24 protein-coding genes, 1 tRNA gene, 1 other RNA gene and 1 pseudogene are annotated in these 25,972 nt (G+C 45.4%); 15 read left to right on the top strand and 12 right to left on the bottom strand.

Features of this window, described 5'->3' with window-relative positions:
• Positions 1–138: 138 nt before the first annotated feature.
• From rplL to IGQ44_02980, 3 genes are all read right to left on the bottom strand, one after another.
• On the bottom strand, positions 139–531 hold the full coding sequence (gene rplL / locus IGQ44_02990; GenBank protein HIK36943.1) for a 50S ribosomal protein L7/L12: 393 nt from the start codon (positions 529–531) through the stop codon (positions 139–141).
• Between the two features lie 38 nt (positions 532–569).
• Positions 570–1,106, bottom strand: a complete 537-nt coding sequence (locus IGQ44_02985) for a 50S ribosomal protein L10 (GenBank protein HIK36942.1) — start codon at positions 1,104–1,106, stop codon at positions 570–572.
• Positions 1,107–1,367: 261 nt separating this feature from the next.
• Positions 1,368–2,402, bottom strand: a complete 1,035-nt coding sequence (locus IGQ44_02980) for a thiamine phosphate synthase (protein HIK36941.1) — start codon at positions 2,400–2,402, stop codon at positions 1,368–1,370.
• Positions 2,403–2,558: 156 nt separating this feature from the next.
• Between IGQ44_02980 and IGQ44_02975 the strand changes: the two genes are divergently transcribed.
• The 6 genes from IGQ44_02975 (at position 2,559) to IGQ44_02950 (ending at position 6,166) form a co-directional block, all read left to right on the top strand.
• Complete coding sequence (locus IGQ44_02975) at positions 2,559–3,344, top strand: energy-coupling factor ABC transporter permease (GenBank protein HIK36940.1); 786 nt, start codon at positions 2,559–2,561, stop codon at positions 3,342–3,344.
• On the top strand, positions 3,341–3,631 hold the full coding sequence (locus IGQ44_02970) for an energy-coupling factor ABC transporter substrate-binding protein (GenBank protein ID HIK36939.1): 291 nt from the start codon (positions 3,341–3,343) through the stop codon (positions 3,629–3,631). Before IGQ44_02975 ends, IGQ44_02970 begins: the two co-directional genes overlap by 4 nt.
• A complete protein-coding gene (cbiQ, locus tag IGQ44_02965; GenBank protein HIK36938.1) occupies positions 3,632–4,426 on the top strand; it encodes a cobalt ECF transporter T component CbiQ in 795 nt (264 codons plus the stop codon). It begins immediately after the preceding gene.
• A gap of 5 nt (positions 4,427–4,431) precedes the next feature.
• Positions 4,432–5,094, top strand: a complete 663-nt coding sequence (locus IGQ44_02960; GenBank protein ID HIK36937.1) for an ABC transporter ATP-binding protein — start codon at positions 4,432–4,434, stop codon at positions 5,092–5,094.
• A 116-nt stretch (positions 5,095–5,210) separates the two neighbouring features.
• Positions 5,211–5,720 carry a TIGR02652 family protein gene (locus tag IGQ44_02955; GenBank protein HIK36936.1) on the top strand — a complete coding sequence of 170 codons (510 nt, stop codon included), beginning with the start codon at positions 5,211–5,213 and terminating at the stop codon, positions 5,718–5,720.
• A 14-nt stretch (positions 5,721–5,734) separates the two neighbouring features.
• Complete coding sequence (locus tag IGQ44_02950; protein HIK36935.1) at positions 5,735–6,166, top strand: VOC family protein; 432 nt, start codon at positions 5,735–5,737, stop codon at positions 6,164–6,166.
• A gap of 8 nt (positions 6,167–6,174) precedes the next feature.
• On the opposite strand, the gene IGQ44_02945 is transcribed toward IGQ44_02950, so the two are convergent.
• Positions 6,175–7,476: a TldD/PmbA family protein gene (locus tag IGQ44_02945; protein ID HIK36934.1), complete on the bottom strand. Its 1,302-nt coding sequence runs from the start codon at positions 7,474–7,476 to the stop codon at positions 6,175–6,177.
• Positions 7,477–7,654: 178 nt separating this feature from the next.
• Here IGQ44_02945 and rnpB point away from each other — a divergent pair.
• Positions 7,655–8,046, top strand: an RNA gene (rnpB, locus tag IGQ44_02940) — RNase P RNA component class A.
• An 8-nt stretch (positions 8,047–8,054) separates the two neighbouring features.
• Here the strand turns inward: rnpB and IGQ44_02935 are convergent.
• A pseudogene (locus IGQ44_02935) lies at positions 8,055–8,468 on the bottom strand (transcriptional repressor).
• A 149-nt stretch (positions 8,469–8,617) separates the two neighbouring features.
• Here IGQ44_02935 and IGQ44_02930 point away from each other — a divergent pair.
• Positions 8,618–9,190 (top strand): peroxiredoxin, encoded by a 573-nt coding sequence (locus IGQ44_02930; GenBank protein HIK36933.1) that lies wholly within the window; start codon positions 8,618–8,620, stop codon positions 9,188–9,190.
• A gap of 113 nt (positions 9,191–9,303) precedes the next feature.
• Positions 9,304–9,374 (top strand) — tRNA-Gly (locus IGQ44_02925).
• A 2,121-nt stretch (positions 9,375–11,495) separates the two neighbouring features.
• Here the strand turns inward: IGQ44_02925 and IGQ44_02920 are convergent.
• The gene (locus tag IGQ44_02920) at positions 11,496–12,146 is read right to left on the bottom strand and encodes a hypothetical protein (GenBank protein ID HIK36932.1); all 651 of its coding nucleotides are present in this window, start codon (positions 12,144–12,146) and stop codon (positions 11,496–11,498) included.
• Between the two features lie 952 nt (positions 12,147–13,098).
• On the opposite strand from IGQ44_02920, the gene IGQ44_02915 reads away from it, so the two are divergent.
• Positions 13,099–14,046, top strand: a complete 948-nt coding sequence (locus IGQ44_02915; protein ID HIK36931.1) for a hypothetical protein — start codon at positions 13,099–13,101, stop codon at positions 14,044–14,046.
• Entirely contained in the window at positions 14,007–14,738 is a 732-nt protein-coding gene (locus tag IGQ44_02910) for an ABC transporter ATP-binding protein (GenBank protein HIK36930.1), read from the top strand. Before IGQ44_02915 ends, IGQ44_02910 begins: the two co-directional genes overlap by 40 nt.
• Positions 14,739–14,840: 102 nt before the next feature.
• Here IGQ44_02910 and gshB read toward each other — a convergent pair whose 3' ends face one another.
• Both gshB and grxC read right to left on the bottom strand, forming a co-directional pair.
• Positions 14,841–15,815, bottom strand: a complete 975-nt coding sequence (gene gshB, locus IGQ44_02905; GenBank protein HIK36929.1) for a glutathione synthase — start codon at positions 15,813–15,815, stop codon at positions 14,841–14,843.
• A 48-nt stretch (positions 15,816–15,863) separates the two neighbouring features.
• Positions 15,864–16,133, bottom strand: coding sequence for a glutaredoxin 3 (gene grxC, locus IGQ44_02900; GenBank protein ID HIK36928.1), 270 nt, complete (start codon positions 16,131–16,133; stop codon positions 15,864–15,866).
• Between the two features lie 258 nt (positions 16,134–16,391).
• Here grxC and pyk point away from each other — a divergent pair, with 258 nt between their 5' ends.
• Complete coding sequence (gene pyk / locus IGQ44_02895; protein HIK36927.1) at positions 16,392–18,221, top strand: pyruvate kinase; 1,830 nt, start codon at positions 16,392–16,394, stop codon at positions 18,219–18,221.
• 175 nt (positions 18,222–18,396) lie between these two features.
• On the opposite strand, the gene IGQ44_02890 is transcribed toward pyk, so the two are convergent.
• Both IGQ44_02890 and IGQ44_02885 read right to left on the bottom strand, forming a co-directional pair.
• Positions 18,397–20,439, bottom strand: coding sequence for an AarF/ABC1/UbiB kinase family protein (locus IGQ44_02890; GenBank protein ID HIK36926.1), 2,043 nt, complete (start codon positions 20,437–20,439; stop codon positions 18,397–18,399).
• Positions 20,440–20,532: 93 nt separating this feature from the next.
• Entirely contained in the window at positions 20,533–22,128 is a 1,596-nt protein-coding gene (locus IGQ44_02885; GenBank protein ID HIK36925.1) for a Gldg family protein, read from the bottom strand.
• Positions 22,129–22,486: 358 nt separating this feature from the next.
• On the opposite strand from IGQ44_02885, the gene hemB reads away from it, so the two are divergent.
• Positions 22,487–23,479 carry a porphobilinogen synthase gene (gene hemB / locus IGQ44_02880; GenBank protein ID HIK36924.1) on the top strand — a complete coding sequence of 331 codons (993 nt, stop codon included), beginning with the start codon at positions 22,487–22,489 and terminating at the stop codon, positions 23,477–23,479.
• Between the two features lie 45 nt (positions 23,480–23,524).
• On the opposite strand, the gene IGQ44_02875 is transcribed toward hemB, so the two are convergent.
• Complete coding sequence (locus IGQ44_02875) at positions 23,525–24,421, bottom strand: NAD(P)-dependent oxidoreductase (GenBank protein HIK36923.1); 897 nt, start codon at positions 24,419–24,421, stop codon at positions 23,525–23,527.
• Between the two features lie 96 nt (positions 24,422–24,517).
• Positions 24,518–25,171, bottom strand: a complete 654-nt coding sequence (locus IGQ44_02870; GenBank protein HIK36922.1) for a phosphoribosylanthranilate isomerase — start codon at positions 25,169–25,171, stop codon at positions 24,518–24,520.
• Between the two features lie 159 nt (positions 25,172–25,330).
• Between IGQ44_02870 and psaK the strand changes: the two genes are divergently transcribed.
• Entirely contained in the window at positions 25,331–25,597 is a 267-nt protein-coding gene (gene psaK, locus IGQ44_02865) for a photosystem I reaction center subunit PsaK (GenBank protein ID HIK36921.1), read from the top strand.
• A gap of 252 nt (positions 25,598–25,849) precedes the next feature.
• Positions 25,850–25,972 (top strand): FHA domain-containing protein (locus tag IGQ44_02860; protein ID HIK36920.1); only part of this gene is annotated, 123 nt, incomplete at its 3' end.

The following is a 25,972-nucleotide window of genomic DNA, read 5'->3' as shown; positions in this document are numbered from 1 at the left end:
TAAAAGTCCATCACATATTCCTCTTCCACACAATTCCCCCAGGCAGGTTTTTTGTATAAGAAAACTCTAGTAACTCGTTTGTATTATTTTTTCTCCAGACGGGGGGCATCTTAAATACCCCCGCAGACATTGGTGTTTTTACTTGATGGAAACTTTGGCGCCGGCTTCTTCTAGTTGCTTTTTGATGTTTTCGGCTTCTTCCTTGCTGACGCCCTGTTTTACAGGCTTGGGTGCCGATTCTACCAATTCCTTGGCTTCTTTCAGGCCTAAACCAGTGATAGCCCGTACTGCCTTTAGTACGTTCATCTTCTGATCCCCAAAGCTTTCGAGAATAACGTCAAATTCGGTTTTCTCTTCAACCTGTTCAGCTGCAGCACCTGGGGCAGCACCTGGGGCCATCATTACCATGCCACCTACGGGCGCGGCAGCGCTTACCCCAAATACTTCTTCAATCTGTTTTACTAGTTCGGAAGCCTCCAACAGGGTAAGGGTTTTTAACTGTTCGATAATATTTGCTACCTTCTCGGACATAGTTGTCTCTCCTACACAAAAACTACAAGAATAGAAAGTTAAGCGGCCTCTTCTTGTTTGGCTTTGACGGCATTGATAGCCCTTGCCAGAGAGGCAGGTACTTCATTAATGCCTCTAGCGATTCTGGCAGTAATGGCATTGATGGCGCCGGCAATTTGGGCGATAAGTTGTTCTTTGGTGGGCAAGTCAGCCAGGGCCTTAATTTGCTCCTCCGTGAGGACTTGACCCTCCATTACCCCACCCTTGACTGTGGTTTTCTTGCTGTCTTTTTGGAAGGCTTGATAGGCCTTTACGGCATTGCCTATGTTCTCTTCATCGGCGAAGATGAATGCTGAGGTGCCCTGTAGAAACTGACTAAGGGGCTGCCATTGAGGGACATCCTGGATGGCCTTGCCCATTAGGGTATTTTTGGCTACTTTACAGATGGAGCCCCCTTCCCGAAGACGTTTCCGCAAGTCAGTGATTTCCGCAACGGTTAGCCCTTGATAGTCTATCACCAGCGTCAGGTGGGATTTTGCCAGTAGCTCCTTTAACTGGGCCACTTCTTGTTTTTTGGTCTCAAGGGATTTAGGTATTTTCCTCACCTCCTAAGGAGTTTATTGTTTCTTTTCCCATTGCCCCCCGTATCAGCAATAAAAAAAGCCTTGCTACCCGCCAGGCCGAAGAGGATTATGGTTGATGTCTAGCAGTTCTTGAATGAACTATTTTTTCTGGCTGCCCGCAATTATAGGAAAGACCAGCCCCTAGCACCAACCTCAGCAGGATTATTAAGCTTGCGCCCCTGCTTTCTTCGGCGGCGTTGTGTTATATAGGCACCTTTTGCCATTATAACCTATTTATACGGGTTTGTCTAGGGAGAGGAGTTGGTTAAGAAGCTGCTGGGTAGCCTTTTTGGGATCAGTGGCGTTCATAATAGCCCTAACCACTGCCACCTGAGAAGCCCCGGCTGCAACCACCTCCTGAATATTGTCTACATCGATGCCGCCAATGGCAAACCAGGGAACAGTGGCATTTTCCTTGGCATAGCGCACATAGGACAAACCGGCGGGTTTTTTCTCCGGCTTGGTGGGGGTGGCATATACAGGTCCTACACCGATGTAGTCAACGCCCTCGGCAATGGCTTTTTCCATCTCCTGGGGATTGGTGGTGGATTTGCCAATAATCCTCTCATTGCCTAACAATTGGCGGGCCACAGCCACAGGTAAGTCCATTTGTCCTAGATGTACCCCATCGGCATCCACTGCAAGGGCAATGTCTACCCTGTCGTTGACCAGAAAGAGGGCGTTATAATCATTACAGAGTTTCCTTAGTCTACTGGCCTGTTGCCAGCGGGTGTAGTCGTCTTCGTTTTTGCTGCGATACTGGACTAGTTTTAGTCCCCCCTGCAAGGCAGCCTCTACCACTTCATAGAGGTTGTCCACAGGAGAGGTTACCAGATAGAGGGGGCACTGTCTTAACAACTGCTTGCGGTTTTGACTCATAAGTTTGCTTTCAAGTACATATACCTGATAGCGTAAATCCTTCATCGCCTGGGCTAGGCCAGTGTCCACCAGTTTGCCATACTCTTCCAACACCCTCAAGGCCTCTTGGACTCGACAGAAGTTTGCCCGCAATAGACTAGATATGTCTTCCCTTGTCCTTTCCTGGGGATGGGTGATGTTAGTACCGACGTCATTTTGGGTATCTCGGAATGCCCGGATGCTGTCAGAATGCCAGAAAGCCAGTGTCTGACGCATGTCCTTGCACTGTGCCGTGAGTTGCTCATTGTTGAGGCCAAAACGACACCACTCTTCTATTATTCTCAAACCTTCCCTGGCTCGATTTAAATTGGCGTCTAGGATGCGATAAATTGCTCTAATGGTTCTCTCCATAGGGGGTTAAAGTAGAGAATTCTGGAAATGCACGGTTGCAGCGTTATGCACCCTGGGGGGATTGACAGCAACATTCCCATTAGGTAGCATGGTGGCCAACGTCCTTCACCGCCCTGGAAATCAAGGGGCAAAGCACCAGGTACTTAGAGGTACGGTATGTCAGTAAAATATTATAGGAGAGCACTGCCGCTGGGGGGTGCGGTTTTGGTTTTTTTCTCCCTTCTTTTGTCTCCATCTGCCAGCTACGCCATGCACATCAGTGAGGGGTTTTTGCCATTCCAATGGGCCGCCCTTTGGTGGGTGTTGACCATTCCCTTTCTGGTGTTGGGTTATAGGGCACTACACAAAATTACGAAAGAACAACCAGAATTGAAATTGCTATTGGCATTGGCAGCGGCCTTTGGTTTTTTGTTGTCAGCGCTGAAAATCCCCTCGGTTACCGGCAGTTGTTCTCACCCCACGGGCATAGGACTGGGGACCATCCTCTTTGGCCCCTCTGTTATGTCCATTATAGGCTTTTTAGTCCTTGTTTTCCAGGCTCTGTTGCTAGCCCACGGGGGCTTGACCACTCTGGGCGCCAATGCCTTTGCCATGGCCATTGCGGGAAATTGGAGTACTTATGTAATTTATATAATTCTTAAGAAAACTGGCAGGGAAAAACTGGCTATTTTTTTGGCAGTGGCCTTGGGAAGTCTATTCGCTTACCTCGTAACATCTGTGCAACTTGCTATAGCTTTTCCAGCGGCTCAGGGGGGAATAGTCTTATCCTTTATGAAATTTGCAGGCATTTTCGCCCTAACCCAGATACCTCTATCAATAAGTGAGGGGTTGTTGACAGTAATGGTCTGGAATTGGATAAATGCCTACGCCGCTGAAGACTTGGAGCGACTGAAACCTTTATCACAAAAGGGTTTATCAGAAAGTGGGGAGACTGGCACATGAGCGGGAATAATAAGGGTGTAAGTGGGTTGGAAAACTGGCTGTTAATGGGGGTGGTACTATGTCTTGCCCTTTTTCCCCTAGTCTTTGTCAAGGGGGAATTCGAAGGCGCAGACAGTCAGGCAGAAGAGGCGGTAACAGCCATAAACCCCTCTTATAGACCTTGGGCGGAAAATTTGTTTAAACCTGCCAGTGGGGAAATAGAAAGTTTTTTGTTTGCCCTCCAGGCTGGCATAGGGGCGGGTACTATTGGCTATGTGTTAGGATACTACAGAGGCAAGAAGCGCTAAATGCACCACCGAATCGATGCCCTGGCTTATATTAACAGACTTAGAGACTATCCCCCCCACCAAAAACTGGTTTTTGCCTTCATGCTGTTTTCACTGGGATATATTGCTCCCCTACACCTGCAAATGGTAATTACCCTCTGGCTGGCAGTTTGGATTGTGGTTTATGCCGGTATTCCCTGGCAATTATACGCCCAACTTTTGACTGTGCCTTTGTTTTTTGGCCTCACCAGTAGTCTGGCGTTAGTATTCAATATGGGCCACCTTCCCCAGGCAGCTGCCACTAAAGACGTCCTGCTGGGAGTTGGGGCGGGGCATTTTTTTCTCTATGTTACTCTACAGGGACTATATCAAGCACTACAAGCTATAGTGAGGAGTGTGACAATAACCAGCACCATGTATTTCGTGCTCCTGACAGTGCCCTTTGCCCAACTGGTAACGGTGATGAGAAAGTGGGGTTGCCCCCCACTTATCACTGAGTTGTTATTCCTGACCTATCGCTTTATATTCATTTTGGCAGAAATAACCACAGAAATGCTGACAGCCCAAAGAGCCCGTCTAGGATATATTAACTGCAAAAGAGGATTATACAGTCTAAGTCTAGTAGTCAGTCAACTATTGCATCGTACTATTGAAGAGTACAAGGAAATCTCATTGGGTTTGATTTCCAGGGGCTACAATGGAAAATTAACAGTATGGAGTGAGAGAGGCTATCATCCCCAAAAACGCTATCTTTTCGAGGCCTTGGCTGGCTATACCCTATTACTGGTTACCACGGTGATGCACTACAGCCGATGAGTTTAATGGAATTCGAGAAAGTGAGTTTTAGTTATCCTTGTAGCCATAAACCGGCAGTGGAAAACATATCCCTAGCCATACAACAAGGAAAACGTTATGCCCTGATAGGTAGAAATGGCTGTGGCAAAACTACCCTCCTACGACTGGCTAATGGGTTGTATCGTCCACAAAAAGGTGTTATCCGTTGGCGTGGCAAACAGTTGGATTATACTGGCCCCTGTTTAAGGCAATGGCGACAAAATGTGGGGCTGGTTTTTCAAAATCCCGAACAACAATTAGTGGCTACTACGGTGGTAGAAGATTTGTCCTATGGCTTGTGTAATTTGGGTTTGCCTCCCACGGAGGTAGCCAGAAGGGTAGAGGAGGCTTTAGATACTTTCCAGTTGAGAGAAATTGCTCACCAGCCGGTTAATTATCTCAGTCTGGGAGAAAAGAAAAGACTTGCTCTCGCCGATGTTATGATATTAAAACCCAAATTGTTGCTTTTAGATGAGCCTATGGCCTATTTAGACTATGTGCAAAGGGCAGAATTGAAAACTCAACTGTACAAAATACACCGGGAAGGGACAACTATAGTAGTGGCTACCCACGATTTGGATTTTGCCTATGGCTGGGCGGATGAAATTATAATGTTGGACAAGGGTCGACTGGTGTCGGTGTCGTTCTAGAATTCTCATTGTATGCCTGTTTCATTCATTTTTGTCTACTCGCTTTTGTTCTGGAAAGCAGCACTATAATTAAAGAATTAAGACAACACAAGGAGACTGCTAACAGTTTCACCGTCATGACAGAACTGAATCTACAGTATCCCATCTTCGGACCGCAAATTAAATGCCCCCACTGCCGTCAACTTATAGATGCCATCACCCTCACCGATTGCTATCTATGCCCCCGTCATGGCGCCTTTGAGGCCGATCCAGAAACCGAAACCCTCATCCACCTCCAATCCGGCAGACGTTGGCGACTCTGGGATGGCAAGTGGTATCGTCAACATACTCATCCCGATGGTATTCGCTTTGAAATTCATGAGGCTCTAGATCGTCTTTATACTGAAGGTTATCGTGCTACAAAAGTAATAATTGCTCATAGGTATTATGACTTAATAAGTTCTTATCTAGAAAAGAGTGGGGGATGGGGTACAGATCAGGAAACCAAGTTGTATAAGTTATACGGTTTGCCAGTAGAGTTTAGTGATAAATTCTCCGACGATCCTGCCTGGGAGGTTATCAACTTTGTCCTGGAGAAGGAAAAGGGTACTCCCCCCCGTTATCCCTATTTTCGTCTGTTTGAGTAGTGGTCACTATGTCAATACATCATTTTTCCATACGCACTGCCGACATAATGAAAGCTATCAGCTTTTACCAGTTATTGGGGTTTGAGGTGAGGGAAAAGTTCACTACGGGTTATACCCTTGCCTGTTGGTTGGAGGGAGAGGGTGGTAGGTTAGAATTGTTACAAATACCACAACCCAAACCCGCACCAGACCCCTTTCATGATGAACACTATGTGGGATACTATCATCTCTCCCTTGATATTACCGACAAGGGGATAGATTTATTGGCTTGGTTGAACATTTTAGCTGGTAAATGTCTTCAGTTGAACAAAGAAAATCCCCATTTCCCCCCTTTAAAAGTTCTCTTGCCTCCACAACAGCAGATGATTGAGAATCAAGTCTATGAGGTGGCTTTTATTGCAGACACTGATAACCTCCCCATAGAGATTCTACGACGACTCAAATAGTCCTACCCTTATCTGTTCTCTGACACCACTGATAGTCCTTCTACTAGTATAGAGGGGGTATAACAGGACCCAACCCATCTGGAATCATTGCCTAAAGCCACAACCTCCTGCAAACACTGATACACATTCCCCGTCAACATGGTATCCTTCAGTCTAGCCACAATTTCCCCTTCTCTGACTAGATAACCCAAATCCAGATTCACTGAAAAATCCCCAGAAATATCAGCCCCGCCCCCAAGTACCTGATCTACAACAATGCCATACTCCATACCGGCCGCCAGTTCCTCAAAGGATTTGTCCCCGGCAGCCACTACTAGGTTTACTAGATCGGGGCTGGGATAATTTGCCAGGCTGGGGCGAAAACCGTTGCCGGTATTGTTGATTTTTAGCAGTTTAGCTGTTTTCTTGTCGGTGTAAAAACAGTTTAACACCCCCCTGTCAATTAGGGTTAGTGGTTGTGTGGGTGTACCTTCATCATCAAAGGGGCAGTCATAGGGTTGGAAATCCGGTTTTTGACTTAGGGTTATAAGAGAGGACAATACTTGTTCTCCAAGACGGTCACTCCAGGGGGAGGACTTTTCAAGAACCAGTTTGCCATTGAGGGCCGAGCTTACTGTCTCCCATAAGGTTACTGCCCCATTGGGGGTAAACAGTACTGGCAGGATGCCTTTTATTCCCCACTTGTTTTCCTTTGCCCACGATAGTCTTTCTAAAATCCTGTTAGTAGTCCCCTGTAAACTGACCAGGTGGCGGGCGTACTCCCCATCATAAACCCCTAAAAAGTTCTCGTCCCGCACCAACTCTACCCCCATGGAAACACTATAACTCAAGTCGGTCTGTTGACAGTACAAGCCGCGGGAGTTAACTAGGGTGGTGGTTTCCTTTTCCCATTCTGCCTCTATCCCTACTATTGCCTCTGGGTAGTAATTCAATATTTTCTCTATGGCCTGACGACACTGATTTATCACCTGTTCGTCTTTTGTTGCCAAGGGTAAATCCTCTTGGAGACTATTGTAAACTAGACAATTCCTTTCGTTTAACAGTACCTCTTCCTCTTCCTCCTTACACTGGGCAACAGATATAGCCTTATCAATTAACTCCTCTCCAGGAGCCTCTCCGTAGGCGACCGCTAACCCTGATTTCCCTTCATACCATAAACGCAATGCTATCCCTGAAACCTGAGAGCTCTCCATCTGTTTTAGCCGGTTTGCCGAAAAAACTATCGGCCGGGATACGGATTCTACCTGATAGACCTCTACATCTTTTATGCCTTTTTTTCTGGCTAATTCTAATAGTTTTTCTGCTGTCATGAACAGGAATTAATTCTGGTATTACCACGTTTATTGTAACATAAAATAAGCCTTTTTAAGCCAGTTATTTATACAGTTGAAAAATCAGAATAATAATAGGAGAATCATAGAGGAATTTCCCCATGGCCTCGGGCAACCATGTCTTTTTGGGGAAGATTATGTTATAATGTCCCTGGGGGGGAGCCAGCGAGGCAGTCGCGAACTGGACCTTCACAAGTTAAAGTGGGGGTTTAGTTTGAGGAAAGTCCGGACTCCCAAAAGCCCAGGCCGCTGGGTAACGCCCAGTACGCGTGAGCGTGAGGATAGTGCCACAGAAACATACCGCCTCCTTCTAAAGGAGGTAAGGGTGCAAAGGTGCGGTAAGAGCGCACCAGCAGTACCGTGAGGTACTGGCTCGGTAAACCCCGGCCGGGAGCAAGGTCGAAGGGACTACGGTTGGGCTTTTACCAGTCCCGCTGAGGGTGTACCGCTAGAGGTGATTAGTAATAATCACCCCAGATGGATGACTGCCCCTTTGACTCCCTAAAGGAGTTGAAGGAACAGAATCCGGCTTACGTCTGACTCCCCCCCCCGGAACTGCACCGGTTGCACCTGCCATACAGGGTGACTTCGTAGCGCTCCACCTTAAAACCGGGGGGAAGAGGGGAAGGGTTTATGGGGCCCAAACAATTCCAGGGGATGTCTATGATTCTCCCACAATTGGTACATACGAAGTGGTGGTGGGGCTCCACATTGGCATCATAACGACACACCCCCTCTTCCAACAATACCTCCCTTATTAGCCCTACTTCGGAGAGGATCTGAAGGGTAAGATAAACTGTTGCCTGAGACAGAGTAGGAACCTCCTTATTCAGCTCTTTTAAAATTTGCTCTGCTGTGGGATGATCTCTACGTCCCAACAAATTGGCATATACTGCAAAACGTTGGGGTGTCACCCTCAACCCTTTTGACTTTAAGGCCCTTATTATCTCCTCTTTTTCCAATCCAGGCATCTGTATACTTTTTGTATTTTAAAGTATTAGGCAGCATCACTCTTATATTTCTAAGGTAGCAAAAATAAAATTATTTTCGCTATTGACATATTCGCAAATAAGAGTTATTCTTAAAAAAGAAGCATTAAAAAAAGAAAGGAGAAACGAAAATGGGAGTAATCGAACGAGTACCAGATGTAGTTTTCAAAACCCGTGTAAGAGATGAGTCCATAGGGGGACCTAATCCCTATCGTTGGCAAGATGTTACCACCCAGGAAATCTTTGGGGGGAAAAAAGTAATAGTTTTCTCCCTCCCCGGCGCCTTCACCCCTACCTGTTCCTCTAACCACCTCCCCCGCTATGAGGAGTTGTACGACGAGTTCAAGGCCCTAGGCATTGACGAAATTTATTGCCTTTCTGTCAACGATGCCTTCGTAATGTTTAACTGGGCCAAACAACTGGGCATTAGTAAGGTGAAAATGTTGCCCGATGGCAATGGTGAATTCACCCGCAAAATGGGGATGTTGGTAGACAAGTCCAACTTGGGCTTCGGTTACAGATCCTGGCGTTATTCTATGCTAGTCAATGACGGTAAGATTGAGAAAATCTTTGTCGAACCAGGTTACTCTGACAACTGCCCCACTGACCCCTTTGAAGTCTCCGACGCCGACACCATGTTGGCCTATCTGAAAGGGGAACAACCTAAGGGTGTTTCTGCTCCTCGTAGAGAGTTTGTAGGCTAGTACATGTTTAAATTAAAGGGCGGATTATCCTCTCCTTCGCCCTTTTCTTGTCAAACTTTCTTTTTTTTGTTACAATCTACATTGGCACTGGATGACACAGATGTTTTTTTGACGCGGGTGTAGTTTAGTGGTAAAACCTTAGCCTTCCAAGCTAATGAGGGGGGTTCGATTCCCCTCACCCGCTTCCCATAAGGTGTTTGATTAGCAGCTCCTTTGACTAAGACCTTGGCTTCTCTGTACAACATTAAAAGTGCACTTCGCACCGGTGGGTACTCTTATAACTCATTTTGGGCCTCGGCGTCAATTAAAACCGTTAACAAAGATAAGATAAGAATGGCTAATACGTGATGCATAGAACAGTCCTTTTGTCAAGAGTGAGTCCATGTTGTTGCAGGAGAACAGGCAATACTACCAGACAAAAAGGGGTGAACACTGGCGATAACTAAGTGGTGGTGTTAGGGGGCAGTATCGGCCCCCCTCTATAACGGCCGTTGCGTCCCCTACAAGGCCTTTATTTAGTATAAAACATAACCTCATGGAAAAAGCTCCAAAGCTCCATTGAAGTTCTCAGCAAAGGGTTCACAAAAGCTCAAAATCATAACAGCATCTCCATAAACCTTCTTTAAGGCCTCCCTATCTACCCTGCAAAACTCACAGACATGGAGCCCTTTATTGCCCCCTACACCAAGCTCTTTAGATCTTCGCCTTGCCTTCTTTCTCCTGTGGGAATTAAAATTGTCTTTTTGTCTTTCTTTGTTTTCTTTATGCTTTTAAGAGCTTTACATATCTGGTGACCTTTTCAGTAAGGGTCATGGTTCCATGTAGCTATAATAATCAACAGCATTAAGCCTATGCCTGTCTGTGTTCTTGTTTATTCTATTTGCTAAAAACCCATGCCCTTTGACTTTTTTGCAATTTCAGGTCTATTGTTTCTCCATAAGAGCCTTGAGTTCTAAATGATTTCTCCAGTAATCTTTCTGTTGAGGCGGATTGTATGATTTTTCTTTATCTTCTTGAGATGGCCCGGGTTTTGTACCACCATTGCCCCCCAAGTTCCTCAAGTCTTTTTTTTCTTCCAATCACTAAGCTATTGCTATATGGTTGTTTCTGATATTTTTGTAATTTTGTATACTTATTGTACCCTCTCTACCCATCCTGTCTATTAGTTTTACAAGTAATGCCTTTAAGTCTTGACTTTTCTCCCTTGCAGGTACTTTTTTCTAACTGTCCAATATCATTAATCTTTACTTTTGTTGGCATGTTTTTCACTCCTTCCTCTTTCTAAGTAACCTTATGTATTCGGAAAACGCCATTTTGAGATTAAAACGCAATGTGTTTCTTCGGCAACCGTGTGGATTCTCTTTTACCCCCCAGATTTTCCGACTTACTCCACCTAAGTACGAGCCGCATATTTATTGCCGATACTGTTTATTTTTTATTACAAAAGTATTTAAGCCAGATTTTCTTTTGTTTTCTTTCTGTCTCAGTAATATCTGCCCCCCTGTTGATTTTTTTACCACTGCCCTGTCCCGGCTGGTCCGGTTTTTAATGTTAGACACTATTTGTGGCTTATTTTTCCCTTTTCGGTCTGTGGTAGGACTAGGAAAAGTCCAACATAAGTTGGGTTTTTGTAGTGTCTCTCATATCCACATAGCCACACGATGAGGAACATTGCTCCCAGGATGGCATAACAAAAAATCCAATCTAATCCCCTCTTCCCACTGGCTCTTATTATTGTCCTCACCCCAAGTAGTCTGTTACTGCTGTTCTTACAAGACCATTATGAATGATTTTTCTTTTCCAGTGTTTATGCTCATGTTTCTTCACTGACCCATCACAGCCTCTCTGTCACTGGTTGCTAATACTTTTTCCTGTTTGTTGGGTTGGCCTTTTGGCAGTAAGGGTTTTCCTCCTAGGTTCTACACTTTGTTTCATTAATTTTTGTCTCTGAATCCCACCACGGTTCACACCCTTTTTAAAAGCATGGCGAGATAAACAATTCACTAGGGTTTGTCAGATACACACACAAATTCACTCTAATCCCAACCAATTGAGAACTGTTATCTTTAACCTAACCTTGTGGCCCATTTCTACCTGACCGCCTCCAGTCAAAAACACAACTTATGTTGGGTTTTTATGGGATGTTTCTTGTCCAATAATGGCGGTTCTAATCGGGACAACAACAGTCCACCACCCTCCTGCTAAAAGCCCGACGGGGGAAACACACGGGAAAATGGTGTAGAGAGGCAAATGAATGAAAAAATGACTGCATTTCATATTCTCCACCTCTGGGTTGTATTCCCACTCACAATATTTGTCCTATGTGGGCAACTACTTCCACTTCCCGCCCCAGTAGTTTATTTATTGCTTCCTCAATTTTGGCCTTGTATCTCTCGTAGGCACTAAGCAAAAAATTGATCTTAGACTTTCTTAGTTCTTCATTTTGTTCTTTGTCTATGTTTTCCGTCCACAAATTTATTCTGACAGTGTCAGAGTCTATCCTGGTTATAGAGCAACAATTTTTAAAGAACATATGTGCCGCCAGTGAATCCCTTATTTTGAACAGGATTTGGTTTTTTATCCCTGTTTTTGACAAACAATCAGGTGTTTTCTCGTTTTCTGGGTTCTCGGCTTTAGCACCCCTCTGGTAATCTTCCGTCACAGAGGTATTGTCCACTGTCTTGCCTTTCCCGGAGGCAATATTTTCATTTTTACCTTCCCTCTCGGCTTCATGGGGTTCAACTAAAAGCTCTCGCCCACATACCTGGGAAACATGGAGTAGTCTCTCAAGGTATTCATTAACATCTGAAAATCCAAGTCTCTCTGCCTCCATGTAAAATTGCCTCAAAATACTTCTATCTATTTTATTGTTATTAAAATCACCGTTCAACCCCATATAATTTAACTTTTCCCTTATCTGGTTGGTAGTGGGGGATTGTCCGTTGGTGTGTTCCAACAATTCTCCCCAGAATTGTACCAATTGCTCAGGACTAAGTTTAGCCTTATAGAGGATAAGTGCCTGTTGTTTTGTGCCAGGTAGAAGTTCAAATTTTGCCCTTGCTAGTATTAAGGCTACCTCAGCCGCTTTTTGAAATTTTCTTTCGGTCTCGTAACTATGTTTTAGAATTTCTCTACAGAACTGCTCGTAATTTTCAAATCCCCATTCTTTATACTTTCTAGTCTTCTGAATGAAATAGGAATACAACCCCTTGTGTATATACTCATACTCTATCCTCTGACGACAAAGTTGTGCCTCATTTTTGTCCGTTATTTGAACCAGACTAGTTAGAAGGACGTCCATTGCATCCTTCAGGCCAGGTATATTGTATTCCCATATCAAATATGGTTCATTGTATACCCTTTCCAGCTCCCTGAACTCTTCTCTGTTGTCCTCTTTACCCAGCCCCTGTTTTTCTTTTGAATAACTTGTGTTCCTATTTGTTACTTCCATAATTTATAATATTTTTTGCTGTCTTTTCTATTATAAAACATAGTATAAATTATTTCTACAAATATAGCATTAAAAATTGTTAAATTAGGACCTCAGTTGGGTTTTTATAGCAAAAATGATCGGTGGAATGCAAATTAAAATTTATGAGATAAAAATATCGTATATTAGATTACAAAACAAGTGACTAGTCCAAGGAGAGGCAAATAATTCCTAAAAGCACAACTTAAGTTGGGTTTTTGGGACAAGAGGAGGGATGGATATAGGGAAGGAACATCAGATATGCTGGAACCTACATATGGATACACAAAACTCATATGTAGTTTGGGAAATACAACTGTGCTCAAGCGAATGATAGTTTTCCCTTGAAGGGACTTTGAATAATTCTTAAAGCTGAGATTAAATAATACAGAGTATATTACAATGGAATAAGGGCTTGAGGGAAAAACGGAGTGGAAGTATGGTTAAGACAATTGAAGCTATTAGGGCTCCTTTTGCCAAATTGACTTTAGAGGAGAGGGGAAGCTTAAATCTTCTATTAAGAGAGAAGGGAAATGCCTCCAAACAAGAGTTAAGAGAGATAGGGAAAAAGACGACAGCAGAAGAAGAAATAGCACACTTGCTCAACAAGGCGTTTTTAGAAAGCTGTTGGAGTCTAGATAAGCAACTGGCAGATAACTATGGAAACCAACTGGAGAAAACGGTGGCGTTATTAGTTAGGGAGTTAGAATATGAGAGCCCCTTTTTCCAAGAAGACAAGGAGACAATGGCCGGAGTTATTGAAAGAGAAAAATGGCTATTGGAAAAATCCGGGAAAAATTATGTCCTAGGCTGGGCAGAGGCGGAACGAGAGAAACTAGTGGCAAACTTAAGGGAAAAACTACTTGCTAGAGGAATCGAAGAGAAAGACAGTGCTGCTATATTGGCCACAGCACTTGTCACCGGTGGGTTTACTATTTTCCGCCCCCTAGTAGGTTTTCAAGGGGAAATCATGGCAGCAGTTTTACTAAATATTGTGGCCAAGGCCCTAAAGGGAACCTTTCTGCCTCCCTTTTTCAACCTTCCCATGGCATTATCGATTATGTCCGGCAACCTGGGATGGATAACCACGGCGGCTTTATTCCTATTGGCCATGGCCACCCCCAGAAGGAAGTGGGAGGTTTACATCCCGGCAGTCCTATTAATTGCTTTGGCTAGACAAAAGAATAACCTTTGTCCCTCCAACCTTGACAATAGTAGGCTTTGTTTGTCACAATGGTCGGAAGAGCTACAGGTGGAGAGAGTACCAGGGGGGAGGGTGGTCATTCGCCCTGGGGGCGGGGTAGTATTTGAGATAAATAAACAAAAGGAAATTTTAGTGTATAGGGAATGCAGTGGAGGAAAGAAAGTCAGACTGAAAAACCACTAATCCGGTTGGACAGTGTTTACAAAATATATGGGGAGGGGGAGAATCAGGTTCATGCTCTGGGGGGGGTGAGCCTAAAAATTGAAAAGGGAGAGTACTGTGCAATAATGGGGGCGTCGGGGTCGGGGAAATCTACTATGATGAACATAATTGGCTGCCTGGATAGGCCCACCACCGGGAACTATTTTTTCAATGGACAAAATGTAGCAAGTCTTTCCCCCCGACAATTGGCAGAACTGCGCAACCGCTCTATAGGCTTTGTTTTCCAACAATTCTACCTTTTGCCACAGTTGACTGCGTTGGAAAATGTCATGTTACCCATGATTTACGGCGGTGTTCCGGAGAAAGAACGACGCTCCAGGGCAATAGAGGCACTAAGGAAAATGGGATTGGGAAATAGGCTAGACTACAAGCCCAATCAACTGTCGGGGGGACAACAACAAAGAGTGGCCATTGCCCGGGCTATTGTAAATCAGCCGTTACTGCTGCTAGCAGACGAGCCCACAGGAGCCTTAGATTCAGAAACCACCAAGGAGATTCTTTCCATATTTCAAAGTCTGAATGAGGAGGGGATGACAATAGTTTTAGTAACCCATGAGGCAGATGTGGCGGCTCAAAGCTCGCGTATTATCCACTTCGCCGATGGCAGGATCAAGGGGGAAACCTATTGCTCCCCGTCCCGCCCTAGTACTTAGGTTTCTTGCCTAGAGTGAAAGCATTCAGTGAACCTCTTAAAAGCATAAGGTTTTCTCATCTGAGCTGTGCAGGGGGTTGGCCGGTGCCAGTTTTAATTAGTTCTAGCCATTGTCCAAACAAAAGTTTTCTATTTCCCGCACGGTAAGTTCTCCCAGGCTAGAATGGGAAAGCAGATCAATTTCGCGGATACCGGTAGGACTAGTTACATTGACCTCCGTCAGATAACCACCAATAACATCAATTCCCACAAAAAATAAACCGTCTTGTAAAAGTCGAGGCCTGAGCACTTGACATATTTCCCAATCTCGGGGGGTTATTTTTGCCGGTGCAACAGTTCCTCCCACTGCCATATTGCCGCGAAAGTCCCCCTTATTGGGGATGCGATTTACCGCACCCACCGGCTTACCATTAACAATAATTATCCTTTTATCCCCCTGAGAGGAAGCCGGCAAATACTCTTGTACCATAATGGGTTCCAGGCCTTTTTTGGTACTGATTTCAATGAGAGAGTTAAAATTCTTATCCTCCCTCTCAAGCAAGAGAATGCCCTCCCCCGCTTTACCCCCCAAGGGCTTTATCACCACTTTCCCCTTTTTTTGCAAAAAATCCCTTATGAGTTGCTTATCCTGGGTTACAATGGTGTCTGGAATCACTGATGTAAACTGCAAAGCATACATCTTTTCATTAGCGGCACGGATTCCCCGGGGGGAGTTAATTACTTTTGTATTTTTAGGATTTACGAGATCTAGAATATAGGTGGCATAGAGGTAGGAAGTAGTGACGGGGGGGTCTTTGCGCATTAGAACCGCGTCAAAGGACTCGATGGGGACAAATTGCCAGTCTCCCAGGCTATACCAATCCCTTTCGGCCTGCCAGTGGTCATCTACCCTTTGTACTGGCTTAAGAGTCACGGGAGAAACATAGGCGTGACCCTTACCCTCTACCACACTCAGTCTTTCAATGGTGGTAATGTAAACGTAATGACCCAGTAGCTGGGCGGCCTCCATCATAGCCACACTACTGTCATGGGTGGGGTCGAGGGAGGCAATTTCATCGATAATAAACAAAAACCTCATCCCATTTCTTCATTTTTCTCCTAGAGGACCTTGGTGGAGTAGGTCTAATTAGCCAACCCCACCCTGTAATAGTCTATCTAATTTTCCCTCGAACTCCAACTGGTAAAGGTCATCACAACCGCCAATGTGCACACCATCAATAAAAATCTGAGGCACACTGGTACGCCCATTAGCCCTCTGAGCCATTTTCCTTCTCGCTTCCTCATCTCCGTCTATACAGTACTCTATGAAATCCACCTGCTTTTCCCTGAGTAAATTCTTCGCCCTTATGCAAAAAGGACACCTACTCCAGGTGTAAATTTCTACTTTGGCAGCCATTTTTTCCTCCTCCCTATGGCCTTTTCCTCGTTAAATATTGTAAACTTACGTATACAAGTGTGTCTAGGCCTTAAGGGGCAGGGAGAGTGGGAGGGATTAAAAAAGGCGAAGATAGGGCTATAAAGGCTGTATTGGGGGGCTGGGGGGGTTAAAAATAGGACTCAAAGACAAAAAAGGGGGAATAGAGAAAGGCACTCATAGGGAAAAACAAGAATAAGATATAATATCAGGCGCTTCCATTGAGAGGGAAAAAGGGGAATGAATGAGAAGTACAAGCACCGCACAAAGATAGTAGCGACAGTAGGGCCAGCTTGTGCGAAGGCAGAAATAATAAAGGAGATGATTTTGGCAGGGGCAAGTACTTTTAGGCTAAATTTTTCCCACGGAACCCACGAAGATCACCAAAGGAGTATTCGTCTAATACGTCAGGCGGAAAATGAGCTGAATAGGCCAATTGGTATACTACAGGACTTACAAGGGCCGAAGATTCGTTTAGGCAAATTCCCCTGTGGTTCGATAAAGTTAGAAAAAGGGGATCACTACATTCTAACCAGCAGGAAAGTGGAATGCAACCAGGAGATAGGATATGTAAGCTACGACAGGCTAGCGGAAGAGGTACCAGTAGGGGCGAGAATACTGCTAGACGATGGTAGGGTGGAAATGATAGTAAAAGAGGTAGACCAAGAGAAACAAGAATTGCACTGTCAGGTGGTGGTAGGGGGAATATTGTCCAGTAATAAGGGAGTGAACTTTCCTAATGTAAGTCTATCAGTAAAAGCCCTAACAGAAAAAGACAAAAGAGACTTAATGTTCGGGTTGGATCAGAGGGTGGATTGGATAGCCCTAAGTTTTGTGCGCAATCCTCAGGATGTGCTAGAGGTAAAAGACTTAATCAGTAGTGCCGGCAAGTCAACGCCAGTAATTGCCAAGATAGAGAAACATGAGGCGATAGAACAAATGGAAGAAATCCTTTCTTTGTGTGACGGGGTAATGGTGGCGAGGGGAGATTTGGGGGTAGAATTGCCGCCAGAGGAGGTACCAATACTACAAAAACGATTAATTAGAACTGCCAATCGTCTAGGAATACCGATTATAACGGCCACCCAGATGTTGGACAGTATGGTGAGAAATCCAAGCCCTACCCGTGCAGAAGTGTCAGACGTTGCCAACGCGATTTTGGATGGGACAGATGCGGTAATGTTGTCAAATGAGACAGCAGTGGGGGATTATCCGGTATTGGCGGTGGAGACCATGGCGAAAATAGCCATGCGTATAGAAAGTGAAATGGGCAGTCTCTTGGCTTCTTGGGACAAAGGGCCTCGTTATTATACTAGCTTTGTGCCCCATAGTCCCGAATATAGCGGAGGTGAGAGTCAAAACATTCCTAATGCCATAGCCCAGGCGGTAGGTCAAATAGCCCAACACTTGAAGGCGGCGGCCATTATGACCCTAACCAAAACCGGTGCGACAGCGAGGAATGTATCCAAGTTTCGGCCACAGACGCCGATTTTCGCGGTCACTCCCCATGTAAGTGTATCTCGTCAACTACAATTGGTATGGGGTGTAAAACCCCTGCTACTGTTGGATCTACCCGGATTGAAACAGGCATTTGAGGGGGCAATAAATCTAGCGAGGGAAAAAGGGCTACTGAAGGATGGGGATTTGGTGGTAATCACAGCCGGCACTCTCCAGGGGGTGTCTGGATCTACGGACTTAATTAAAGTAGAGATCGTGAAGGGGGCACTAAGTCCGGGTGTTGGTTTCGGACAGGGGACTATCACCGGCCGAGCTAGAGTCATTCTGGACCCGTCTCAAATAAGCAATTTCCGTCCTGGAGACATACTTGTAACTCATGGTACCGACAGTAGATATGTAGATGCTATGCGTGTAGCCTCGGCTATTGTAACGGAGGAAGGGGGGGTAAGATCTCACGCGGCGCAGATTGGCATGAGACTAGGTATTCCGGTTATTGTGGGGGTGAAGGATGCCACTAGAATGATTAGGGATGCCAGTTTTATAACTTTGAAAATCGAACAGGGATTGGTATACCTGGGGGCTCTCAATGCTGGGGGTGAAGGGCAAATATAACCGGTTTGTCCAGAAAGATTACTAACTAATAGACAACATATGCAAGAAAAAATCAAGGCCAGTTGAACTATAACCAAACCGTTACCGAGGTGGAATACAAAACTGGCTTGTGGGTTTTCGAGGGGAAGGGTTAAGGCCAAAATCAGAAGGGGGGTGCAACTAACAAATTGCCCGGCTATCGGCCATTACTTTCCTGTTGGGGAATGTTCGCTACTAGAGGGCCTTTGGCATTACAGTGGGCAATTTTTCCACTGGAGCCATGGTTGTTAGAAGTATTTGTCAGTAAGAGGGCACGAATTAGTCTTACAGTGGCCTTTTCCGCTAAACCGCCGGCGATCCGTTGTCCCAACTTTTGAGTCTCCCTACTTTGTAAAATAGTAGTGACCAGGGGAATCAATTTAAGGGGATCATAACCCCTGGTTTGCTGTAGAATCTGGACAATATTGCCAATGTGTTGCCAGGAGGGGGGAGGAAGCCTTTGACCATTTTCTACTACTTTGTTGTTATTATCGCCGAAGCCAAAAGTCTGACTAAGGGTATGAGTTATATTCAACCAAGCCCTTTGCCCAATATAATCCAAGTAGTTGACAATTTCGTCAGCCAGTCTTTCCCTAATAAATTCTCCCCTGTCTGACAAGAGAAAGTCTAATCCTTGGTTTATTACCTTGTCGAAGTCATAGTCAGGAGAATCCTTGGCATTGCGTAAAAGATTTTCCAGTCTATTCCAACGAAGATAGCCGTCTTTGAAGAGTAAATCCCTAAGGGAGTCCCGCAGTTCCGGTGCCGGGTCTGTAAGTAGTCTTTTTGCAACATATGGATATGCTTTGCTTAGGACTTTAAAGTTGGGATCTATATTGATGGCTATACCCTCCAAGGTCACCAGAGAACGAATAATGAGGGCGTAATAGGCGGGGACACGGAAGGGAAACTCATACATTATGGCGGACATTTCGTCGGTAATTTTTTTGAAGTTGAGTTCAGCTACGCTGGCGCCGAGGGCATTGTTGAACACATTGGCCAGGGCGGGGACAATAGGGGTAAGATCAGTGTCTGGACTGAGAAATCCCAATTTGACATAATCCTGGGCAAGAGCCTCAAAATCCCTATTGACAAGGTGTACGATAGCCTGTATGAGACCATAACGTTGATAGGGTTCAATAGTGCTCATCATGCCGAAGTCCAGGTAGGCCAACTTGCCGTCAGGCATGGCCAAGAGGTTGCCGGGGTGGGGGTCAGCATGGAAAAAACCGTGTTCCAACAACTGTTGTAGAGAACATTGTACTCCCACTTCCACCAGGTGAGTAGCATCGATACCCCGAGCCTGAATTTCTTTAATCTTTGTTAGTTTAATGCCCTCTATCCACTCCATAGTCAAAACACGACGGCCGGTATATTCCCAGTAGATTTTGGGCACGTATATTTCCGGGAGGTGGCCATATAATTTTTTGAACTTGACTGCATTTTCCCCCTCCTGAAGATAATTCATCTCCTCGAAGATGCGAGAGGCCAACTCGTCCACAATAGCCACCAGGTCCGATCTTATTCTCTTGACATAGCCTTTCACCCACATGGCAAGGGAGCGCATGATATAGATATCCAGGGTGATGCGTCTAACTAAATCGGGACGTTGGACTTTGATGGCCACTTCCTCGCCAGTTTTCAGCCTGCCGCGATAAACCTGTCCTAGACTGGCGGCGGCAATGGGGTTAGGGGATATTTCTTGGTATATTTCCAGGGGGGGTGCACCTAATTCCTCTTCGATGAACTGATAGGCAATTTCATTGTCAAAGGGAGGCAATTGATCCTGCAGTTGACTCAACTCATTGAGGTAGGTGGGGGGGACCAAGTCTGGACGAGTGGAGAGAGCTTGGCCTATTTTAATATAAGCAGGTCCTAGTTGTGTGAGGAGTTCCCTTAATTGGACTGCCCTTTTTGCCTCATTCTGTTTTGTTTTCCCCCGTAAAGAGTCCCACCAAAGCGCCAAAAAAAAGGATAACAGGGGGAATATAATAGCCACCATCCTTCTGATTACCAGCCACCTTCTCCGGCTATAATACTCCATTATCATTTCCGGATGGTATCGCCAACTTTCCGGGGAGAGATCACTTACTGGCCCCAAATCCTCTTTGTGTTTCTTAGGTATTACTCGGGGCTGTACGTGGACCTCCTCGAGGACGTCCTTTGTATCCTGGTGTGGAGGAGTTTTAGTCAATGTCATGGGAGTTTCAGGTATACTGGTGGTTGAAAAATAAAAGCTTTACGGACATGCCTTTATTTTTTGTTAAATATTGTAACAGCATTTTTCAGTAGATTATGAGAGTCGACTTCGTTGCCACCAGGTAACAAAGGCAATAATAAGGGCCATTAATGGTAGAATTACAAGGGCCAACCACCAGAGGATTTGAACTTGTAGGGGGGTGGGGCGGAGACGACGATTGACAGCTTCTATGGGCCGGATAGACAACAGTTGTTCGTCTTCGTTAGCCAACCAGGAGATAGCATTTAAGAGAAAGTCCTGATTGAGTTGTTGCAAAAACCAGCCGTCGGTGGCGAAATTGGCGTTACCTACCACTACCATTTTTGTGGTGTCTTTAGAAGGTTGAGTGGTTACTAGGGGGATGTTATCTGGTTTTGGGGGGTTAATCGGTGGCGGTGGCAAGTCTCCTTTGTTTTTCGTCTCAGGCTTGACAGGGGTGTTGGTAGGGGTGGAGGTATTTTTCTGTTGGACTTGGGTGCGGGTATTTGAGTTTTTTCTCACCAAGGCAACTGCTATTTCCAGGGGGCCTTTTTTATCTTTTGTAGGATCAAATAATACTTGTTCGCCCTCCAAATTGGTTTCACCCCAAGATTGGTGATGGGTGATTAGCAAGGGGGTTTTTTCTATTGCTGGTTTATTTTCTGTTATAATTGGTCTAGCCCAGGGAAGTATGGTCAGTCCATTGTTAAAATCCCGAGTTATAGGGTGCTGACCGTAGTTAGTGATTATAGTAACAGAAGGACCCAGACCCAGTGTCTCGCCGGTGCCGGAGGGGTCGACCACTATGCTATCATGGAGTTTAACACCCCATTGACTGAGGGTCTTGGCCAATGGAACTTCACTAGAGGCATTGACCATAATTAGAATGTTGCCACCCTTTTCCAGATACTTCTGAATAATTTTCTCTTCCCCAGGTAGTATATTCCTGTCCCCACTACTTACTATTAAAACACTGGCATCGGGAGGGATAAGGGGGGACTGTCCTAGGTTAAGGGGTTTAACAATATAACCATTATCATTGAGGGTTTTTACCGCTTGAGAGAAACTGGGTTGTGTTGCTGGGTCTAGGGAGGGTTCTCCATGTCCTTGGATAATATATACAACGGGGGTGGTTTCCCTTCTTATCTTCACGATGGCATTAGTGAGTTTATTTTCTTCTAGTCGACTCTGGGGGGATACAGTTTGTACCAGTTGGCGTTTATCCCGCCACTGTATGTAGACATTGCCCTTTCTATCTACTTGAAATTTTTGTGCTAGACTTAGGTTCACCTGCGGATCTATGAAATCAAATGAGAAATATTTGCTATGGCGGGCATAATTTTTGAGGAGTTGACGGTCATAACCATTGGGGGGCCAATCAAATACATAAACCCTTATTGGTTCAGAAAGACTTTTTAAGACTTGTTGTGTTTGGGGGGAGAGGGTATATAGTTTCGTTTCTGTTAAGTCTATGCGCCAAGAGTATTTATTTGCTAACAGATTTGCCAGAATTAATATTATTACCATTGCCGTAGTGGATATTAGTGTGTTTACATCTGCCTCGGCGGCTCGTTTCCTCCAGAAATTTCCTCCTTGCCTCTTAATGACCAGAAAACCTGCAATCCCCACTGTCACCCCAAATACTACTGCAAATAATACATTCCACCACATTTCCTTTTTTACTTCCCCCTTTCCTCTCCTTTCTCTGTTTTTCCCTTTATTTTATCCCTCTTCCTCCCCTATTTATAAACCATTGGTTCGCCTCTATTACTTATCACATTACTCTTTTTCCAACCCTCCCCTTTTTTATATTTATTCTCAACAAAAAAACGAGCACCACGAGTGTTTTAGTGCGTTGTGATAAAACAACCCACCGTGAACGCCCCCATTCTAGCGTGAACGACCTCCCTTTGTCAACCCCTGGGCAAAAAGTAACAAAATATTACTGGCAGAGAAGGGGGAAAGAAGGAAAGACGTAAACTAGAAAGACAGCAAAAAGACGAGACAGCAATAAGAGAAGAAGAGAGGTATGTTCCCAGTAAACAGGCCGCGGCGTCTGCGTCAGAATTGGCAGATAAGACGCATGGTGCAAGAAACAGTACTGACGGTGAATGACCTGGTTTACCCATTGTTTGTGGTGCCGGGGGAGGGAGTAGCAAAAGAAGTAAAGTCAATGCCGGGGGTATATCAGCTGTCAGTAGACAAAATAGTAGAAGAGGCAAAGGAGGTATACGATTTGGGGATACCGGCAATAATCCTGTTTGGGATACCGGAAGAGAAGGACGAACAGGCTACAGGGGCATGGCATGACTGTGGTATAGTGCAAAGGGCTACAGAAGCAGTAAAAAAGGCGGTACCGGAGCTAATTGTCATTAACGACACCTGTCTTTGTGAATACACCATCCATGGACACTGTGGCTATCTGGAAGTGGGAGACTTAGTGGGTAGAGTTTTGAATGACCCTACTCTAGAATTATTAAAGAAGACAGCGGTATCACAGGCGAGGGCAGGGGCGGATATAATAGCCCCCTCGGGAATGATGGATGGGATGGTAAAGGCAATACGTGAGGCGTTGGACGAAAACGGCTTCAGTCACATACCGATTTTGTCCTATGCGGCTAAGTATGCATCTGCCTATTATGGGCCATTTAGGGAGGCGGCGGAGTCGGCCCCCAGTTTTGGCGATCGTCGTACCTACCAAATGAGTCCGGCTAATTCAAGGGAGGCATTGAAAGAAATCCAGTTGGACATAGAAGAGGGGGCGGACATGTTGATGGTAAAACCGGCCTTGGCATATATGGACATAATTTGGCAGGTGAAACAGGCTACCAATTTGCCGGTGGCGGCCTATAATGTGTCTGGGGAGTATTCAATGATCAAGGCGGCCGCCCTCAACGGTTGGATAGATGAAAAGAAGGTGACTATGGAAACCCTGCTGGGGTTTAAAAGGGCAGGTGCGGACATTATTTTAACCTATCATGCCAAGGATGCTGTGCGTTGGCTGAACGAGGTCACCTTCTAATGAAATTCCCCCTTTGGGCAAAGGCGTATTAAAGAATTGTACGTCTTAGCCCGGAAGGTTGTCTTTGTCCTCCCCCAGGTAGGCACGAATCATAGCCTGAGTGCCAAGGTTATAACCTTCTTGTCCAATGAGACGGGCGGCAGTTTCAAACAGTTGACGGGCAAGCTGTACTCCGGGGAGAGAGTAACTGGTGTCTTGGAGGGCTTCTGTAACCAAACGTAGGTCTTTGAGAATATGTTTGATCATAAAACCGGGTTGGTAGTCTTGTTGTAGTATCTTTGGCCCTAAATTGGTTAAGGCCCAAGAGGAGGCGGCGCCCGTACTGCAAACCCGAACCACCAACTGAGGGTCGATGTTTTGGATCTTGGCGAGGGTAATAGCCTCGCAGAGGGCGACCATATGTAGACTGGCCAACACCTGGTTACATAACTTGACCGCCTGACCACTGCCCGTGGGGCCACAGTAGGTGATATTCTTGCCTAGTATCTGGAAATAGGGGAGACATAGGTCAAAGTCCAGTTTATCTCCTCCCACCATGATGGTTAAGGTGCCCTGTTTTGCGCCAATGTCGCCTCCTGAAACGGGGGCATCCAGGAAATGAATACCCTTGGTGGCCAGCTTCTGGGCGATCGCCTGTGCGGCCCTTGGACCAATAGTACTAAAGTCTACTACTAGACTACTGGAACGGGCATAGTGAATGACTCCAGCCTCCCCTAATAAACCCTCTTCTACATCTGGCACACCCCCCAGGCAGGTAAAGATAATATCTGCCTCTGCCACCGCCTCTGCTATGGTGTCCACTAGTGGCAGGAAGGTATTCTGTAAATGGGGGCGATTTTTAGTGCGATTCCAGGCTTTTAGACTACACCCGGCCTGCTGTAGGTTTTCCGCCATGGGTTTGCCCATCACCCCTAACCCCAAGAAGGCTAATTTTTTCTCCATAGGACAGATAATGAGCTGATTTATTGTTAGTATTACGGTTAGTTTGGTATTATCGGCACTGTTGGTGTTACTGAACAACTAAATTCCCAATTCCTACTAATTGGAAGAGGGGAGTGAAGACTTATAGGAATTTAGGATACTAACTAGGTGTCGCACCTTGGCCAAGTCTTTTTTGCCAGGACTAATTTCCACGCCACTGGAGACGTCAAAACCATCACAGTGGACGGTTTGTAGTGCCAAAAGAATATTGTCGGCATTAAGGCCTCCAGCCAACAACCATGGCCTTTTGGGACGAAAGTCCCTTAACTGTTGCCAATCGAGGGTTTTGCCCGTGCCCCCATAGACATTTTTCTGATAGGTATCCACTAGAATAGTGTCGATGTAGGGGAGATATTCTTCCAGTGTAGCCAAGGACTTCTTGTCGCGGTAACGAAAGGCCTTGATAATCTCAACCCGCGGCAAAATCTCCCTGAGTTGGGCGCACTGGCTGGGGGTTTCGTCTCCATGGAGTTGAATGCCAGTAAGTCCTGCTGTTTCTAGGACTGTTACAATGGTCTCTACGGTTTGGTTGACAAATACTCCTATCTTGCTTACCTGTTTTGGCAGTTTGCTGGTTATCTGTTGTATCCTAGTAGCCTCCAGGTAACGGGGGGAGTCAGCAACGCAGATGAAACCTAGAGTGTCAACACCCAGTTCGGCAATTGCTATTGCCTGGGCCAGTTCTGTTATACCACATATTTTCAGACGCATAAACTAGAGGGAGGCGCTCAGCAATAAAAATTAACAATTTGTGAGGAAAAAAAAACAAGATTTAATCTAAGATGATAGACATAACTTGCCCGATGGCATGGTGTACCCGCAAAAACAATTAATAATCATAATTTATTTCAGTTTGGGAGTTATCAAGAAATGCTTTTAGCATATCTACTTACAAAAGTGCCGCAAACAGTAAGCTGGAATACAAATGTAGCGATTGTGATGGTGGCGGCGAACATGATGGCGATTTTTATAGGGCGTTTTGCTATAAAGAATCCAGGCAGTGGGCCGGACTTGCCTATAGAAAAGCCGGCTTTATGGAAGAATTACGGCTTTCCAGAGTTGTTGGCCACCATGAGTTTCGGTCATATTCTGGGGGTGGGCCTGGTGCTAGGGATGGCCAATGCAGGGCTGTTGTAGTCTAATATTCTCCTATTGCGCAATAGAAAAATTCAGATATAATGTATTTGGATGTGTAATGGCAAGAAGCTCCCTCTTGAACGGCAGCGGGTTGGAGATTCTGCCCGGGGGGTGGTGTCCTTCCCGGTGCCGGTGTTTTAGAAGACTTGTCCTGTTACCATCCATGACTAAGTCGGGTAGAATAAAAGGATAGATTTAGTCATGGAGCGCGCCGGTTGCTCCCCTTTTGTTAGCAGTATTTACTCGCAAGTAATGTCAGTGATAACCCTAACTCTGTTGCATCCCCTAAAATCGGTGGCAGTCCAGAAGTGGCAGTTTGATCCTAACACGGTGATCAGGGTGGGGCGTGCTAGCGACAACGATGTAATACTGTAT

The sequence above is a fragment of the Geminocystis sp. M7585_C2015_104 genome (assembly GCA_015295805.1).
In the GTDB taxonomy this organism is placed as follows: domain Bacteria; phylum Cyanobacteriota; class Cyanobacteriia; order Cyanobacteriales; family Cyanobacteriaceae; genus DVEF01.
This window is presented reverse-complemented; position numbering and strand designations above follow the sequence as displayed.